Consider the following 17,221-nt stretch of genomic DNA (forward strand, 5'->3'; position numbering starts at 1 on the left):
GCTCAGCCGGCGGGCGCGCTGGCGAACGAGCGGAACGTGAGGCTGATGCGGCGACCGGCTGTGTCGTCGCGGGGTACAGCGTGGCTCCAGCCGCGCTGGGTCAGTGCGGTCATCAGCAGCAGGGAGCCGTGCTCCAGCGTGAGCTCGTGGTGGTGATCACGGTCGAGGCTGCGGAAGACGAGGCGGCGGGCGGCGCCGAGGGAGACGATGGCGATGGAGCTGCCGGGGGTCAGACCATCGTAAGAGTCCTGATGGAAGCCCATCGTGTTCTGTCCGGTCTCGTACAGGTTGGCCAGGCAGTTGTTGAACGGATGCCCGGCGTGCGTGCCGCAGAGGCCTGCGATGGCGGCGATCGGCGCCGGCATCGGGGCGGCCGCGTACTGCTGGCCGGCGTAGTTGTAGGGGACGCCGAAGCTGGCGGTGCGCCGTGCTCGCATCCGCTCGTCCCAGGTCACTTCGCGCATGACGGAGGCCAGGTCGGCGTCGGGGCCCGGTAGCGCGGCGGGGAAGTGGCGCAGATCGAGGGGCGGCGGCGGGCTTGCGGTGTCGGCGGAGGTCGCGTCGTCGCCGTGGCTGTCGGGGTGCTGGCTTCGCATGGTGCTGTTATAGACCGTGCCGGGCTCTGGCGGCACGGTCTTTTCCACGGTGTCAGATCATGGATGCAAGACTCATCGGATGAACCCTGACATCGAGTTTCCCCGAGCCGAGCGTCTCGATGCCGAGGCCAAGGCTCGCGCCGTGTCCGAGCAGACCGGTATCCGGTTGACCGTCGAGGGCCCATGCGCAGGCGGCCAGGTCGGTGCGGCGTACGTGCGCTGGCCGGATGGACGTCGCGCCGTGCTCAAATGGCGACCGAACTACACCGTCGCGGAGCTCGAAGCCGGGCCGCTCGCCGTCACCGAACGGCTGCGCGAACTGGGGTATCCGGCTCCTGCGATGGAGCTCGCCACGCAGGTCGGCGGGGCCGTCGTCACGGTGCAGGAACTCTTGCCGGGCAGAAAGATCGACAACCTCGACCTGCACCTCCTCGAGCGCGTTCTCGCGGTGCACAGTCGCCAGGCCGACGCGCTGGCCGGCCGCGACGACGTTCCCTCCTTTCATCTCTACCTGCGTGACGACGGCCCGGGCTACTGCCTGCATGAGCCGCTGCGCCGCTTCAGCGCGCGTACCGCAGAGCTCGAACGGCGAATCAGCAGGCTGGCGGACGCCCATCCGACGCGGCTTCCCGGCTACGGTGCCGTGCACTCGGACTTGCATCCGGGCAACATCCTCGCCGCCGACGGCGAGGTCACCGGCGTGGTCGACTGGGACGGCTCCGCGCGCGGGGACCACCGCTTCGACCTGGTCGTGCTTCGGTTCGGCGTCCATCCCAAGGGGTCCGAGCGCGGCGTCGTCGAACGCCTCGACGGTCTGCTCGACGCGCTGCCCGAGGCGATCCTTCAGCCCGCTTGGGCGCATATGAGCCTGCGGATGACCGACTGGGCGATCCGGCATTTCCCGCCGGAGGAGGTGGACGACTGGGTCGATCTCGCCGAGCAGCGCCTCGAGCAGTGACTCGAGTAGGGCGGGAATCAGTGCTCGACCAGGCCGCCGACCGGCACCGCGGCGGCGTGGCCGGTCGGCGGACTGGTCTGGGCCAGGCGGATCCCGACGTCGACGAGCCCTGATCGGCGCAGGCCGGCCACGTCCGGGAGCGGCGTCCACACGGACTCGAAGATCTCGCCCTCCGGCTCGGGGCGCAGCTCGCCGCCGGTGATGCGGACGCGGTAGAAGATGCCGATGTTCTGGTGCGGCCCCGCGCCGGGCACGTTGCACTCCGCGATCGGGATGACCCTCGAATCGACGCCGAGCAGGCTTTCGACCACCGCTTCGCAGCCGGTCTCCTCGGCGACCTCCCTGATCACGGCGTCGAACGGGTCTTCGCAGTGTTCTACCCGGCCGCCCGGAAGGGTCCACAGGGTGCCGCGGCCCGAACCCGACAGGTGGTGGGCGAGGAGCACTCGTCCTTCCTCGATGCACACCGCGTAGGCGGCCAGCCTGAAGCTCATCGGGATCCTCCGCTTCCTCGCGTGGATTCACCCTACCGAACGGAACCGAACCGAAGAGGAACTTCCCGGGCGCGCTCCGCAGAGCCCGCCCGGGAAGCCCGGTATCAGGTGGTGCGATTCATCTGTAGCTGTGCTCCACCTACCGGATTACAGCGCCGGGTAGGCGTTCGCGACCAGCTGCTGGAACTCGTACGCGTACCACTGGCCGGCCGGCACGTCGTAGCCGGGGATGGACCCGGTGCTGTACGTGCCGCCGTTGCCGTCGGTGTTGGTGCTCGCCGGGTCGCAGTGCGGGTCGCCGTGCGTGTGCGAGCCGCTCGGGTAGTCACCGTCGGACTCACCCGGGGGCTTGATCCACACGAAGCCCTCGATCGCGCTCGAGGTGCCGAACGGCTCGTCGGTGGGCGGGGTGCCGATACCGGCGCCGTTCTGGTTGCACCAGTCACCGCGGAACGGACGCTGGTCGATCTTGTTCGCCGCGACGTAGGCGGCGGCGGTGGTCGGCGACGAGTTGAGCGCCGTCGGCCGGCTGGAGCCGCCCCAGCCGTTGCGGGAGGTGTCGACCAGGAACCGGTCCGAGGACGGGAAGCCGGCCGACACCAGGGTGTTGTACATCTGGGTGTCGTACGTCTGCTCGTCGAAGGTCGGGTTGTACTGGTAGAACGTGACCGAGTCGAGCGGGTTGCCGCCGACGTTCAGCGTCGGGTTCGTCAGGAACGGCTCCGTGGTCGGCGTGTAGTTCGCCGTGTCGCTGATGAAGCCGTCGATGCTCGCGTAGCCGGCGGTGGTGGCGGTCACGACCGACTTGTACACGGCCGGGGTGCCCGACATGTTGCTCGGCCAGCCGAGCCACGCCGAGTGCGCGATGTCGAGGTAGTTGTACACGTTCGGAACCGCGTGCAGTTCGTTGAGCGCGTACGTGATGCCCTGCTCGTAGTACGGGGTCGCCGTGGCGCAAGCGGACTTGCTCTGGTTGGTGACCACGTTCGGCAGCGAGTCGGGCTCGATGATCGCGACGATCCGCAGGCTCGCGTACGCCGGGTTCGACAGGATCGCGGCGATCGGCTGGATGTACTGCGTCTCGTACTCGGTCAGACCGGCGGCCGTGGCCGGGATCTCACCGTTCGAGGCGAGCGCGGCGCAGTCGCGGCCGGGGAGGTCGTAGACCACGATCTCGGCGACCTCGGGGGTGCCGGACTTCGCCGCGGCCAGCGCGCCGTTGAGGTACGCGGCCAGGCCGACGTTGGTGTCGCCGGCGATCGCGCCGATGTGGTCGAGCCACAGCGCGGTCTGGTACGTGCCGACCTTGGCCTCCGCGGCGTTGCCGCCGTCAGCCGAGACCTGCGCGTTGACTTCCGAGACGTAGCTCGGGTTCAGGTACCGGTTGCCGCCGGTGAACGGGTCGGCCACGTGCGCGCCGTAGCTGCCGGTGCCGCTCGGGCTGGCCGACGGCGAGGCCGACTTCGAGGCGCTGGCCGAGGCCGACGGCGAGGCCGACTTCGAGGCGCTGGCGCTGGCCGAGGCGGACGGGCTCGCGCTCTTGCTGGCGCTCGCGCTCGCGCTGGGCGAGGACGAGGTCGTGGTGCCGCCGTTGCAGGCGACGCCGTTGACCGCGAACGCGGTCGGGATCGCGTCGCTGCTGGTCCAGGTGCCCTGGAAGCCGAACGTGGTGTTCGCGCCCGAGGCGATGGAGCCGTTGTAGGACAGGTTGGTGGCGGTGATCGCCTTGCCGGACTGGGTGACCGTCGCGCTCCAGGCGTTGGTGACCTGCTGGTCGCCGCCCTCGTTGAACGTGAGGGTCCAGCTGCTCAGGGCGCTGGTGCCGGTGTTGGTGATGGTCACGTTCGCCACGAATCCGCCCGCCCACTCGCTGGCGTTCGTGTAGCTGACCGAACAGGCGTTGGCCGCGGCCTGCGCCGTATCGAGCATCGCCGGAATCAGGGTGGACGCGGCGGCCATGCCGAGCGCGCCGGTCACCGAGACCCAGACCCTCCTGCGGAACCGGGCCGTCGTCGGCCCGCTTCGTGCTTCCTCATGCATCTGTGCTGATTCTCCTTATCGGGGGGAAGCCCCCGCGGGCCGGGCAGGCGCCCGCGGAGGACAATCGTGGGCCGCGCGAGGGGCGGCTAATCGTTGCTGCAGACGGTGCCGTTGAGGGCGAACACGGTCGGGGCCGGATCGGAGCCGGTGTCGGTCCCGTTGAATCCGACCGAGGTGCTGCCGCCGTTCGCCGCGAGCGCCCCGTTGTAGCCGGCGTTCGTCACGGTCACGGCCGAGCCCGTCTGCGTGAAGGTCCCGTTCCAGCCGGCGGAGACCGCCTCGCCGGCCGTGGGCCAGGTCCAGGTCAGGGTCCAGCTGGTGGTGGGCGCGGTGCCGCGGTTGGTGATCGTGATCGCCGCGCCGAACCCGCCGGGCCAGGCGCTGGAGACCGCGTAGTGCACCGCGCAGGTGCTGTCGGCCGGCGCCGGCACGGTGAAGGTCACCGGTGGCGAGGGCAGCGACGTGTCGCCGTGCGTGTCTACGGCCACGACGTTGTAGGTGTACGTGCCACCGATCGTCAGGCCGGTGAGGGCCAGCGAGGTCGAGGTGGTGGTGGCTATCAGCGTGCTGGTGGCGCCGTTCTGCCGGTATACCTGGTAGTCGGCCGGCGGATAGGTGCCCGCCGTGGACGCCGGCCAGGTCAGCGTTCCGCCGGCCGATGTCAGGCTGCTGACGATAGGCTGGCCGGGCGCACCGGGTGCGGTGACGCCGGTTCCGCCGCCGCCGGGCAGCGAGACCACCACGAGCGAGTACGCGGGCACGGTCACGGATGTCGCCGAGCCGCTCGCGCTGGTGATCGAGGTGGCGTTGTCGCCCAGGGTGTAGACGGTGGGCGCGCCGGAGGCGGTGAAGCCGCTGTAGCCGAGCGAGACGGTATCGGCGTTGCTCGGATCCTCGTTGTCCAGCAACAGGTCCAGGCCGCCGCCGGCCCGGCGCACGGCGTGCACCTTCAGCAGCGCGGTGTTCGAGGTCGAACCCACCATCTCGTCGCCGGCGCCGCCGAGCCGCGAGAGCATCTCGATCCCGTAGTAGGGCGCGAACGGGGTTTCGGCCGCCGGTTCCGAGTAACCGCTTCCTGTAGACGCGTTGGAGAAGATCCCCTGGTCACCGAAGTCGGTGGCGCCGTCGACGGTGCTCGGCGTCCCGATGCCGTTGTGCTCGTTCCACCAGTCGACGTTCACCGCGCCGTTCTCCAGCCAGCTCATGTACATGTCGGCGGCGAACAACGCGCCGGGCTGGGTGTCCATGTCGAGGCTGGAGTTCGTCTCGGTGACGATCACCTTCGCGCTCGCCGCGGCGGAGCCGGCGTACGCGTTGATCTCCTGGTGCAGCGTGGTCATGATCCCGGAGACGTCGGCCGGGTCGGTGAGCATCCCGGCCGTGGTGCTGCCGCCGGGGTAGTAGTGCACGATCGCGCAGTCCAGGCTCGAGCCGATGGCCGACAGGACGGTGTGGTTCCAGTCCATCGTGTCGCCGGTGCCGACCACTCCGTCCGGCCAGAAGCCGGGGGTGGTGAGCACCGCGCAGACCTTGATGTTCGGGTCCACGGCCTTCATCGCCGAGCGGAACTGCAGGAAGTTGGCCGCGTAGGTGTCAGGGCTCTTGCTCGCGTGGGAGTCCTGCTCCCACCCCGAGCCGTAGAACCCGTTGCCGTAGACCTCGTTCCCGACCTCCCAGTAGGTGACGCCGTCCGAGTGGGTGACGTCGGCGTCCTGGACCCACGCGGCCGCGAGGGCCGGGGTGCCGGTGCCGTAGTTCACGGTCACGATCGGGCTGGCGCCGGCCGCCTTGGCGGTGGCCATGAAGGAGTCGAAGTCGGTGCCCGGCGCGTCGTAGCCGCCGGCGGCGGTGTTCGTCTGCCAGTTGTAGATGTCCGAGTACGAGCCGCCGGGGTAGCGCATCGCGTCGATGCCGGCCGCTTTCACCAGGGCCGGGATCGTGCCGTCGTTCATGTACGAGTCGTAGACGGCCGTGTTCAGGCCGATCGCGCCGGACGGGATGACGCCGAGTCCGGCGGTGGCGTTCACGGTGACCGAGGCGGCGACCGCGGCCGACTGCGCGGCCCGGGCGCTGGTCCCGCCCGCGACGGCGGCGCAGGCGAGCGCCGTGATCGCGGCGAGGGCCGGCCGGGGACCGGAACGGGCCGTGCGCCGGGAGCCGTGTTCGGGCATCGCTGCGTCCTCCTCGCGCTCGGGTCGTTCGTCGGCTGGGGTGGGGCCTCGCGGCTCCGTGACGTAAGTAAGGGGCCAGTGTTCGGTCGTGTCCAGCCCGTAACACCCGAGACACCGGCCCCGGCGGCCCGCGGGCCCGGCTCCGGGCCGGGACGCGGCTGGTCACAGGGCGCGTGGACGCGGGCGGCGGCGGCATCCAGGGCCGGAAGTGAAATGTAAGTAAGCACACGGCTTACAGGCTGAAACTTCCACGGTCATGCGAGGTGGGGCCCGGCGCCGGGCGCGCAGGTCCGGCGCCGATCGCCCGCGCACCCCGGCGGCGGGCGCGCCCGATCTCCTTCACCGGCAACGCAAGCGCGCCTACGGTGACGAGCGCGGCACCGCTGCGACGTGCCGTCAAGCTTCTGATATCGGCACCAGGAGGAATAAGAACCGTGATCGACCCTACCGGCCGCCGCGAACGCGGCCGACCGCATCCCCGGCTCCTGGCGGTCGCCGGGGCGGTGACGCTGGCGGCGGCCTCCACGCTCGCCCCCGCGCTGCTGTCCTCGGCGTCAGCGGCCACGGCCGGGTGCTCCGTCACCTACACCAACGCCAGCCAGTGGGCGGGCGGGTTCGTGGCGAACCTGACCATCACCAACACCGGCTCGGCCGCCCTGAGCAGCTGGACCCTGACCTTCAACGAAGGCGGCGACCAGAAGGTCACCAACGCCTGGAGCGCGACGGTGACCCAGTCCGGCACGGCCGTGACCGCCACCAACCTGTCCTACAACGGCACGATCGCGGCCGGCGGCAACACCTCGTTCGGCTTCCAGGGCACCTGGACTAACAGCGACGCGGTGCCCACCAGCTTCGCGGTCAACGGCGCCACCTGCGGCGCGGTCTCCTCGACCACGCCGTCGCCGAGCGCCAGCGCGAGCAAGAGCGCGAGCCCGAGCCCCTCGGCCAGCGCGTCCGCGTCCGCGTCGAAGTCGGCCTCGCCGTCCGCGAGCGCCTCGCCCTCCGGCAGCACCGGCACCTCCGGCGCCGCCCCGCAGCTGCACGTCTCCGGCAACAAGCTGGTCACCGCCTCCGGCGCCACGTTCGTGCCGCACGGCGTGAACCGGTCCGGGACCGAGTACGAGTGCGTGCAGGGCTACGGCATCTTCGACGGCCCGAGCGATCAGGCCTCGATCACCGCGATGAAGAGCTGGGGCCCGGTCAACGCGGTGCGCGTGCCGCTGAACGAGGCCTGCTGGAACGGCGAGTCGTACGTCACCGCGGCCGACGCCGGCTCGAACTACATCAACGCGATCAAGGCCTACGTCAGCCTGCTCAACTCGAACGGGATCGTCGCGATCCTGGACCTGCACTGGACCGACGGCACCTACACCGGCAACTCCTCCGGCTGCTCCTCGGCTCAGGCGACCTGCCAGAAGCCGATGCCGGACGCGGCCGAGGCCATCCCGTTCTGGTCCTCGGTGGCCACGACCTTCAAGGGCAACAACGCGGTCATCTTCGACCTGTTCAACGAGCCCTACGCCTCCCGGGCCACCGGTAACACCACCACCGGCTGGCAGTGCTGGGAGAACGGCGGGACCTGCTCGGGCATCTCCTACCAGGTGGCCGGCATGCAGCAGATGGTCAACGCGGTCCGCTCCGCCGGCGCGAGCAACGTGCTCATGCTCGGCGGCGAGGAGTACTCGAACGACCTGACCGGCTGGCTGCAGTACGAGCCGAGCGACCCGGACGGCAACCTCGTCGCGTCCTGGCACTCGTACAACTTCAACACCTGCAGCGCGTCCTCGTGCTGGACCTCCCAGATCGCGCCGGTCATCGCCAAGGTGCCGGTCATCCCCGGGGAGATCGGCGAGAACGACTGCGGCGGCAGCTACATCGACCCGCTGACCACCTGGCTGGAGAGCGAGAACACCGGCTTCCTGGCCTGGACCTGGGACAACTGGTCCGGCGGCTGTTCCAGCGGCCCGACCCTGATCAGCGACTACACCGGCACCCCGACCGGGTACGGGTCGGCCTTCAAGGCGATCCTGCAGGCGCTGTGACACCCGTCCGCCGGTAGCGCTTCCCGGCGGCACCGACGCCCCCGGCGGGTCCGCCCGCCGGGGGCGCGCGGCGTCGAACGTGATCCCGCCACCACGTCGAAGGCCCCGTGCGGCGCTCGGCATCTGCCTCCAGATGCCGAGCGCCGCCCGGGGCCTTCGCCGTCCGGCGGGGTGCGGCGAGGATTTCGGACAAAGGGTCCTTCATCCGGCCGCACCGCCGTACTGTCGTATATCCCGCGCTATTCCTGACGCCGGACACACCTCAGTAGATTGCGTACTCTGATTCGCTCCGCTGGTGGCGGAGGAATCAGAGCATGTCAGAGCACGTGATCGCCCGACCAGCTCGGGAAGCGGTTACGGAAGCGGTTACCGTAAGCACCGTGTCGAAGCCTCGGCTAAGCCGAGCCGCGGACGATCAGCTGCGTTTCGAACACTTCCTGGCAGGGGGTCTGCTCCCGTTGGTCGATCAGCCGCAGCAGCTCGCCGACGGCCCGGGCTCCGATCTCCTCCACCGGCTGGCGCACCGTCGTCAGCGGCGGGCTGGTATGCCGCGCCAACGGGGCGTCGTCGAAGCCGATGACGGCCACGTCGCTCGGCACCTTCCGGCCGGTGCGCCGCAACGCGCGCAGCACTCCGGTGGCCATCAGGTCCGAGGTGGCGAAGACGGCGTCCACGTCCGGGCGACGATCGAGCAGGCGGTAGACCGCGTGCTCGGCCGAGGCCGCGGAGAAGTCACCGTAGACGACCAGGTCCTCGCGGTCCAGGCCGCCCTCCGCCAGTGCCTTGCGATAACCGCGCAACCGGTCCTGGCTCACGGCCATGTCCGGGGGCCCGGCTATCGTGGCGACGGTGGTGCGTCCGGCTTCCAGGATGTGCCGTACCGCTGCTTCGGCGCCGCCCATGTTGTCCGCGTCCACATATGACGAGGCGTCGGCGTCGTACACCGGGCGCCCCACGAACACGACGGGGATGCCGAGCTTGCGCACATCCATCGGCGGGTGTCCGTGCAGGCTCACGAACACCGCGCCGTCCACGTGGCCGTCGCGCAGATAACGCGCGCAGCGGCGGCACTCGTGGGGAGAGCGCACGGACAGCACGATCAGCTGCACGTCGGTCGGCGCGAGTTCCGCCGATACGCCGCGCAACAGCCGGCTGAAGAACGGGTCTGAGAACATCCACAAGCTGTTCTCGCAGACCACAAGGGCGACCGACCCGGCTTTGCGCACTCCGGCCCGGGCGGCCCGGTTGCGGACATAGCCGAGGTCCGCGATCGCCTGCTCCACTTGGCGCCGCGTCTCAGGGCGCACCTGAGCGGAGCCCGTGAGCACCCGGGAGGCCGTGGCGGACGATACCCCTGCCAGCAGGGCGACGTCCTCGAGCCTAGCCCGGGAGGGCGTGTGGGTAGCGGGCACGTGCGCCTCCTCGCGCAACGCCTTTTCCGATGGGTAAGAGAAATGTTGCACGCGCGACAAATTCTGGCAAGACTCAGTCCTCGATCTCTTTATCAGTGATCTCACGGGACGCGCCCGGCGCACCAGCCGGGGCAGGCTGGAAAAGGGCCCGTACGCAGGGTTCGGGCCCATGTGACAGGGGCGGGAGCCGCTCCGGACGGATTCGACGGGGCCCGGTAACCCTGGCCGTGCCGGATGAAACCTTCCTGAGCCGGCCGGCCGAGGCACAGCGCGGCGGTCACGCTACCGCCGCGGGACCCCACCGCCCAGAGAGCTCCGATGGGCTAGCGCCGGACGGCTGGCCCGGCGAGCCGGACGGAGTGCCGAGGGCCTTCGCAGGGCCATGTCATCGGAGGACCGTACCACCCGGGGCGGTGTCCGGCCGTCCTCAGGCCGCGTCTTCGAACTATCGCCGGGGCCGCGACGCCTGCCACGCACGTTCGCTGCGTCGCCGAAATGCCCACAGACGAGGCGAGTACGAGGGCATCCCGGCGCCTTGCCAGACGAACGCTGGAACCGATTTCTCATGCAGCGAATTTCCGGACCGGGCCACTAGCGCAGCGGAGAGGCGGCCAGGGCGGAGCGGCCGCCGCGGCGCCGGGCGGCGGGCGCGGCCGGCAGGTGCGGCGGGTCGCGGCGCAGCAGGAGCACGGCGCGGTCGTCGCCGCCGTCCGGCGCCACCGCCCGCACCAGCCGGGTGGCCGCGTCGGGCAGCAGGACCCATTCGTCGCGCAGCAGGGTGCCGGCGGCCTCGAGCAGCCGGTCGGTGCCGAGCTCCAGGCTCTGCCCGGGCCGCTCGATCAGCCCGTCGGTGAACAGCAGCAGCGCGTCCCCGGCCTCGAGCTCGCCCTCGCAGGCCCGGTAGTCCTCCCCGGCCAGCAGCCCGAGCGCCGGGCCGCCCTCGTCCAGCCGCTCCCAGCGCTGCTCCGCGTCGCGCCAGCGCGCGGCCGGGTGGTGGCCGGCGTTGTAGACCTCGAACCGGCCGGTCTCCGGGTCCAGGCTGGCGTGCACGGCGGTGGCGAAGGTCTCCTCCCAGCCGCGGCCGAAGACGTGGTCGTTGGCCGCGCCCAGGAACCCGTCCGGCGGCACGGCGTCCAGCAGCGCGCGCAGGGCGCCGGACAGCTGCAGGGCCCGCCCGGCCGCCCGGCTGCCCTTGCCCGAGACGTCCACGAGGGCCACCTGGAGCCCCGGGTACTGCGGCGCGCAGGAGATCAGGAAGTCGCCGGAGAAGCGGGTTCCGCCGGCCGGGACGAGGGCGTGCGCGGCGCTCCAGCCGGACAGGCCGCTGCCCGGCGTCACGGAAGGCTGGAGCCGGTCGCTCAGCTCCAGCAGCACCGTCTCGGCCCGGTGCCCGCGCAGGCCGAGCCGCAGCCGCATCCGCGAGGTGAACAGCACCGTCGCGGTCAGCAGGAGCAGCACCACGGCGGTGCCAGGCGAGACCCCGAGCGGATCGCGCGCCACCCCGTCGACGACCAGCGCGGCCAGTACGGCGGCGTAGAGCAGGATCTGGTGCAGCCGGCCCAGCAGCACCCCGCCGAGCAGCACCGGGAAGACCAGCGAGGACGGCGGGTCCCAGTCCGGCACGGCGATCGAGCCCCAGGTGAGCACGGCCACCAGGGCGGTGAGCCCGAGCAGCGTCGGGCCCCCGGCGGCCGGGTCGCCGTCGAGCAGGCGATCCCAGAACCGGCCGAGGCGGCTCGCGGACCAGCGGGCGGCCAGGCGGGGGCGGACGGAGGGCAGCGGTGGCATCACGCTAAGTATATGAATCGACGATCCATCTTGGCGATATTCAGCCATAAACCACTCTGAAAGGCGCAAAAAGGGGATACTGCGCCGTTCGAGTGAGGCGGGCGGCGTCCGCCGGCGCGGGACGCGCCGACCCGTCCGCTCACCCGAACGGGTGAGCGGACAGGGCTCCGGCCGGGCTGTCGGCCGGGTGATCGTCGAGGTGGCGAGCGGCGGTCAGCCCACCGGTGCGGGCGAGGGCGCGGGCGCCTCCGCCCCCGCCGTGCCGCGGGCCGCTCTCACCCGTCCGGCCGCACCCGGGGCCATCGCCGCGGCGTTGTCCCGCGCGGCGCTCGCGGGGCCCGGCAGGGCGCACGCCTCGGCCAGCTCGGCCAGTCCGGTGAACCGCGCCGCCGCCCCGGTCTTGTCGCCGAGGCCCGCCTGGACGGTGGCCACCCAGCCGATCCCGGTCTCCAGCGCGGTCATCAGCTCCTCGCGCCACGGGTCCTCGGCGTTCGCGGCGTGCGCCTCGCGCAGCAGCTCGGCCAGGCTGTCGGTGCCCTCCGCCGCCTCCCGGTACGCGCCCGGCAGCAGCCGGCCCAGCGCGTCGTCCGGCGCCGGGTCCGGGTCGATCAGCAGCCGCACCTTGGACGCCTTGAGCTCGGCCAGCCGGGCCAGCTTGCGCCGGTCCGGGCTCGGCGCCGCGGCCGGCTCGGCGGACTCGCCCCGCTCGGCCGCGGCGGCCGCCCGGCGTGCGGCCAGCTCGCGCCGCTCGGCCAGCTCGGCCTCGATGATCCGCCCGATCCAGGCCGCCGCGTCGTCGATCAGCGCCAGCGCGCCCTTCGGGTCCCGGGACACGGTCAGCGCGGCCAGCCGCTCGAGCGCGCAGGCCCGCGGGTCGATCTCGTCGTCCTTCTCGGCCAGCCGGGCCGCCCAGGTGTAGTCGGCGATGGCCTGCTCGGGCAGCTCCAGCGCGGCGAAGGCCTCGCCGGCGTCGAAGTGGATCCAGCCGACGGTGACCTTGTTCCAGTCCGGCAGCTGCCCGTAGAGCCTCTTGAGCAGCTCGCGGGCCTGCTCGGACGCGCCGGTGCGGCGCAGGCTGACGATCTGCCCGGCGGTGGCCCGGCGCAGGAAGGCGCGGGCGGTGAGGCTGCCCCAGCCGTCGCCGATCTGGGCGACCGCGTCCGCGTACATCTCCAGCGCCACCGCGTGCCGCTCGGCCCGCCGGTGCACGTCGGCCAGCAGGATCCTCGCGTACGCGGCCTCCTCGGCCCCCTCGCCCGCGGCGAGCACCGCGGCCTCGCGGGCGGCCTCGAGCAGCTCCTCGTCCCGGGCGCCGTCGCGCACCTGACGGGCGATCGACTCGGCCCGCAGCAGGGCGATCGGGCCGGTCAGGTCGGCGTCGATGCCGGCGTTGAGCCGGGCCGCCTCGGCCGCCGCGGCCTCGGCCCGGGCGAAGCGGCCGTGCTGGAGCAGGTTCTGACCCCGCTTCAGCTCGGCGTCGGCCTGCTGCGGGAACTGCAGCGCGTCCCGATACGCGTCCCGGGCCTTGGCGTACCAGAAGTCCACCCGGTCCGCGGTCTCGGCCACGAAGTCCGGCGCCAGCCCGTACCGGCCGTAGAGCGCGCCGAGGTTCTGCCGCAGGAACGCCCAGGCGCCGAGCATGTCCGCCCAGGGCGCGGCGTAGAGCTCGGTGGACAGGTACAGGTCCTTGACCGCGGTGAACTTCTCGTTCGTGGTCGGATTCTCGACCATGTGGTCCGGGCCGGCCGCCAGGGCCTTGATCTCGATGATCGAGTCCAGCCGGAAGTCGTTGACCAGCAGCAGCATCAGGTCGCCGTCGGTCAGCCGGCCGGCCGCGTGCCAGGTGCGGGCCCGGGCCACGATCTCGTCCCGCTCGGCCAGCGCAGTGGCCTGATCCCCGGTCAGGTACGCCGAGAGCGCCGCGATCATCCGGCTCACCAGGGCGTCGCCGGGCCGCTCGCACTGCTGGTAGATCCGCGCCTTCTCCAGCTCCAGAGTCCGGGCCGAGGCGAAGTCGTGCTCGCGCATCAGCACCGCGGCCCGGTAGCCGGTCAGCCGCGCCTGGTCGGCGAGCGAGCGCGGCGTGCCGAGCGCGGCCACCCGGGCCCAGGCCCCGTTCAGGTGCGGATGGTCGAGGTAGGCGAGCACCCGGGCCTCGGCCAGCAGCGCGTCCTGCGCGGTCCAGCCCTTCGGCAGGTCCTCCAAGTCCGGCGGCGCGGCCCAGGGCGCGGGCACCGGCGGGAGCGCCGACTCCCAGAACGCGTCGTCCTCCTCCTCGGCCGGCAGGTCGACCTTGTGCAGGGTCTCCTCGCGCCAGGAGGTCAGCCGCTCGGTGTAGCGCTCCCGGTCCGCCTCGTCCGCGCACCCGGCGGCATGCGCGGCCAGCCCCGCGTCCAGGCGCTCGCGCAGCTTGTCCGCCGTGGTCTCGGTGCGGTCGGGCAGCGTGATCGGCAGCTGGGCGTGGCCGCGCAGGCAGAGCAGGTGCAGGAACTGCAGCACCCGGCCGTGGTACCAGGCCACGTCGTCGTCGAGGGCGGCGTCGAGCAGCTCGACGTGGTCGTGCACGATCCGCAGGAACCCGGCCGCGTCCCGGACCCGGTTCGCGTAGATCATGTGCAGGTCCAGCGCCCGCCACTGCCCGCTCGCCCGCCGGATCAGCGGGTAGCCGGCCCGGTGGCAGCGCCGGGCCAGGGCCGGGCGGCCGAGCACGAGCGAGAGGAAGGCCAGCTCGGCGTACGCCTGGATCCGGTGGTCCTCCTCGCAGCGCTGGTCCGGCAGGTCCAGGATCCGCTGCCACAGCTCGGCCGCCCGGGCCCGGTTCTTGACCGGGCCCTGATACCACTGGGCGGCCACCATCGGGCCCATCGCGTCGCAGTGCGCCCCGGCGTCGCCCGGCTCCTCCACCAGCAGCTCGACCAGCCGGGTGGCCTCCTTGGGTTCGTCCCGGCGGCGGTGGAACCAGTACCGGGTCCGGTACGGGATGCGCATGCTGTAGCCGCCGTCGCGGTAGAACGCGTCCATCTCGTCGAGCCGGCGCACGATCTCCTCGGCCGGCACCGCCGGATCGAGGTCGAGCGCCGTGATCACCGGGGCGAAGGTGGTGCGCAGGTTGTAGCGCACCCGCGGCTCGATCTCGTCGGCGTGCTCGCGGTACAGCGACCAGGCGCGGTCGAAGAACTCGATCATCCGGGCCTTGTCATCGATCTCCATGTAGTCGTCGGAGATCCAGATCAGCAGTTTGCACTGGAGCGAGTAGTCCTCGCCCGCCTCGGCCTCGGCCGACAGCCGCAGGTGCCCCTCGATCCGCGCGGGGCCGTACGGCAGCTGGTCGAGCTCCTCGAACTCCGCCCTGATCCGCTCCGAGTCCATCGCCATGGCCGCTACCGCTCCTCTTCCCGCGCGAACCGGTCCGCCTGCTCCGTCAGCGTCTTGACCAGGTCCGCGAAGCCCTCCGGGGCCGCCGCCTCGAGCTCGGCCACCAGCTCGCGCAGCCGGCGCTCGGCCCGGCCGGTCGCGCCGTACCGGGCGATCTCGATCCGGCCGAGCAGCAGCGCGCAGTCGGCGATCCGGCCGTAGAGCCCCAGCAGGTCCTCGGTGCCCTCGGCCTCGGCGCGGGCACGCGCCCCGGAGCCCAGCACCCGGCGCATGCCGCTCAGCGCCGCGGCGGCGTCCTGCTCCGCCAGCACCGGATCCGCCTCGGCGGTCAGCTCGGCGCGCTGGAAGTGGGTCTCGGCCAGCTCGAGCCGCAGCGCGTCGCGGCGGGAGACGTCCGGCTCGCCCTCGAGCCGGCGCACCAGCGCCGTGCCCGCCTCGTCCATCAGGTCCGTGCCGTCGTCGCGGCCGGCCCGGAACTCCAGCCAGGCCGCCGAACGCAGGCACCTGATCCGCACCAGCAGCCGCTCCGGGTCCTGCCCGGCCAGCCGCGCGGCGCGCAGGAAGGCGTCCGCGGCCGGCCCCGGCAGCTCGGCGTCGCGCAGCGCGTAGGCCGCGCCGACCGTCATCTCGAACAGGATCGTGTCGTCCGGCCAGTGCTCGAGCCGGGCGCGCAGCCGCTCGAGCACGGCCAGGCCCTCGTCCTCGGCGCCCAGCGCGAGCAGGGCCCTGATGTACTGCATCTGGTGCCGGGCCAGCGTCGCGCCGTACTCCTCCGGGTCCCAGAACGACTCGTCGTCGAGCTCGGCGAACGAACGCTGATACAGCCCGACCGAGGCCCGCCGGCGCCCGGTGAAGGCCAGCGCGTCGGCCGCGCGCAGCCGGGCCAGGGCCGCCTCGGCGCCGCGGTCCTCCGCGGTGTAGATCTCCGCGGCCTCCAGGGCCGGCGCGACCGCCTCGGCCTCCCGCCCGTCCAGCTCCCACAGCGCGGTGGCCAGGGTCAGCGCCGCCGGGCCGCGCAGCCGCGCGTCCACGCAGTCCATCACCGCCGCGCGGGCCAGGCGCACCGCCTGGTGCGAGTCGGACACCAGCCGGGAGAGGTTCATCTCCGCGCGGGCCGCGTACCAGGGCGCGCCGGCGGCCATCGACCGCTCGATCACCTGCTGCAGGGCCGGCTCGACCTCGTCCAGCTCGCCGGCCTGGAACAGCGTGTCGCTGAGTGCGTAGAGGTCCCCGGTGCCGGGGACCTCCAGATGTGCCGCGGCCGGTTCGGCGTACGGGGGAGCGGCGCCGGCCGGCTCGCGCAGCGTGCTGCGCACCGGCAGCGGCAGCCGGCCGAGCGCGGGCTGTCGCAGACGCCGGATGTGCAGCCGGGCGGTGTAGCCGGGGGCGACGCCCTCCTCGGCCTCGGCCCGGGCGATCCGGGCCGCGAGCGAGTCGAGCTCGGCGTCGACGAAGCCGCGCAGCACGCTGACCGTCAGCTCCTCGCCGCCCGGCACGTGCGCGCCCGGGGAGGGGGGCATCGGCACCGGCAGCTCGGCGTGCCCGAGCGCGGCCAGCCGGGCCAGCAGCACGCTCGCGCCGGTGAGGAACTCGGCCTGCGCGGCGATCCCGGGCGCCGGCTCGGTGAGCCAGTCGGCGTGCTCGGCCAGCAGCTCGAGGCCGCGGTGCTCGTTGCCGGTCAGCGCGCAGAACTCCAGGTGCTCGCCGATCGCGCCGCGGAAGGCGGGCTTGCGGCGGGCGAGGCGGTAGCCGTATTCGTGCGCGTGCACGGCCCGGTCGAGCTCGTCCCGGCGCAGCAGCACCAGCAGGCAGGCGCCGAGCACGCCCTGCGGCTGGTGGTCGCACAGCAGGTCGCCCTCGAGCACCGGCGCCCAGATCTCCAGCGCCCGTTCGTCCTGGCGCAACGCCGCCGCCTCGGCCCCTTCGGCATGCCGCGCGCACGCGGCGCAGTCCCGGCGGCGGCCCATCTGCCCGCCGAGCCAGCTCTCGTACACTGCCGATCCCTCCCGGTCCGCCGCTTCTCCCCGCGGTCGCGCGCCCAGCCACAACTTACCTTACGAGGCCTGGCTGATCGCGGGCAGGCGGATCATGCAGGTGTGGCCGAAGCGTGTCAGAGGCCTGGCGCGCGGGGCGCGACGCGCCGGCAACTTCCCAGGGTGGCGGGCGCATGGTGCGGCCGGGTGCGGGAACCTGTGCTCAGGTCTCCCGGACGGGCCCGTCCGGCGCGGCCCGCCCGCGGCCGCGCAACTGGACAAAGGCCCCGGCGCGTCGGTTAGATTCGGGGGAAGGCTCAGCATGCGACGGGGCGTGACGCCGGCCAGATATGTCAAGAGGGACGAGGCGGT

General features: G+C 72.4%; 10 protein-coding genes. 2 read left to right on the forward strand and 8 right to left on the reverse strand.

The genetic code is table 11. The features are described 5' to 3' along the window. Window positions 1-2: 2 nt before the first annotated feature. A complete protein-coding gene (locus ACTRO_RS39540; RefSeq protein WP_051452104.1) occupies window positions 3-644 on the reverse strand; it encodes an alpha-ketoglutarate-dependent dioxygenase AlkB in 642 nt (213 codons plus the stop codon). A 31-nt stretch (window positions 645-675) separates the two neighbouring features. Between ACTRO_RS39540 and ACTRO_RS39545 the strand changes: the two genes are divergently transcribed. After that, window positions 676-1,554: a phosphotransferase enzyme family protein gene (locus ACTRO_RS39545; RefSeq protein ID WP_034271548.1), complete on the forward strand. Its 879-nt coding sequence runs from the start codon at window positions 676-678 to the stop codon at window positions 1,552-1,554. A gap of 17 nt (window positions 1,555-1,571) precedes the next feature. Here the strand turns inward: ACTRO_RS39545 and ACTRO_RS39550 are convergent, their stop codons facing one another. The 3 genes from ACTRO_RS39550 to ACTRO_RS39560 all read right to left on the reverse strand — a co-directional run bounded on the left by ACTRO_RS39550 (window position 1,572) and on the right by ACTRO_RS39560 (window position 6,259). After that, window positions 1,572-2,048 carry an NUDIX hydrolase gene (locus ACTRO_RS39550; protein ID WP_034271550.1) on the reverse strand — a complete coding sequence of 159 codons (477 nt, stop codon included), beginning with the start codon at window positions 2,046-2,048 and terminating at the stop codon, window positions 1,572-1,574. Between the two features lie 147 nt (window positions 2,049-2,195). Next, the gene (locus ACTRO_RS39555) at window positions 2,196-4,088 is read right to left on the reverse strand and encodes a glycoside hydrolase family 6 protein (protein ID WP_063628152.1); all 1,893 of its coding nucleotides are present in this window, start codon (window positions 4,086-4,088) and stop codon (window positions 2,196-2,198) included. A gap of 86 nt (window positions 4,089-4,174) precedes the next feature. Next, window positions 4,175-6,259 (reverse strand): cellulose binding domain-containing protein, encoded by a 2,085-nt coding sequence (locus ACTRO_RS39560; RefSeq protein WP_051452105.1) that lies wholly within the window; start codon window positions 6,257-6,259, stop codon window positions 4,175-4,177. A gap of 434 nt (window positions 6,260-6,693) precedes the next feature. On the opposite strand from ACTRO_RS39560, the gene ACTRO_RS39565 reads away from it, so the two are divergent. Beyond that, window positions 6,694-8,301, forward strand: a complete 1,608-nt coding sequence (locus tag ACTRO_RS39565; RefSeq protein WP_245594623.1) for a cellulase family glycosylhydrolase — start codon at window positions 6,694-6,696, stop codon at window positions 8,299-8,301. Window positions 8,302-8,696: 395 nt separating this feature from the next. Here ACTRO_RS39565 and ACTRO_RS39570 read toward each other — a convergent pair whose 3' ends face one another. The 4 genes from ACTRO_RS39570 to ACTRO_RS39585 all read right to left on the reverse strand — a co-directional run bounded on the left by ACTRO_RS39570 (window position 8,697) and on the right by ACTRO_RS39585 (window position 16,870). Next, complete coding sequence (locus tag ACTRO_RS39570) at window positions 8,697-9,713, reverse strand: LacI family DNA-binding transcriptional regulator (protein ID WP_034278865.1); 1,017 nt, start codon at window positions 9,711-9,713, stop codon at window positions 8,697-8,699. A 591-nt stretch (window positions 9,714-10,304) separates the two neighbouring features. Next, the gene (locus ACTRO_RS39575) at window positions 10,305-11,501 is read right to left on the reverse strand and encodes a PP2C family protein-serine/threonine phosphatase (RefSeq protein ID WP_157436700.1); all 1,197 of its coding nucleotides are present in this window, start codon (window positions 11,499-11,501) and stop codon (window positions 10,305-10,307) included. Window positions 11,502-11,714: 213 nt separating this feature from the next. After that, the gene (locus ACTRO_RS39580; RefSeq protein ID WP_034271554.1) at window positions 11,715-14,876 is read right to left on the reverse strand and encodes a hypothetical protein; all 3,162 of its coding nucleotides are present in this window, start codon (window positions 14,874-14,876) and stop codon (window positions 11,715-11,717) included. 5 nt (window positions 14,877-14,881) lie between these two features. Beyond that, window positions 14,882-16,870, reverse strand: a complete 1,989-nt coding sequence (locus ACTRO_RS39585) for a hypothetical protein (RefSeq protein WP_034271556.1) — start codon at window positions 16,868-16,870, stop codon at window positions 14,882-14,884. Window positions 16,871-17,221: the final 351 nt, after the last annotated feature.

The sequence above is a fragment of the Actinospica robiniae DSM 44927 genome (genome assembly GCF_000504285.1).
Taxonomy (GTDB): Bacteria; Actinomycetota; Actinomycetes; order Streptomycetales; family Catenulisporaceae; genus Actinospica; species Actinospica robiniae.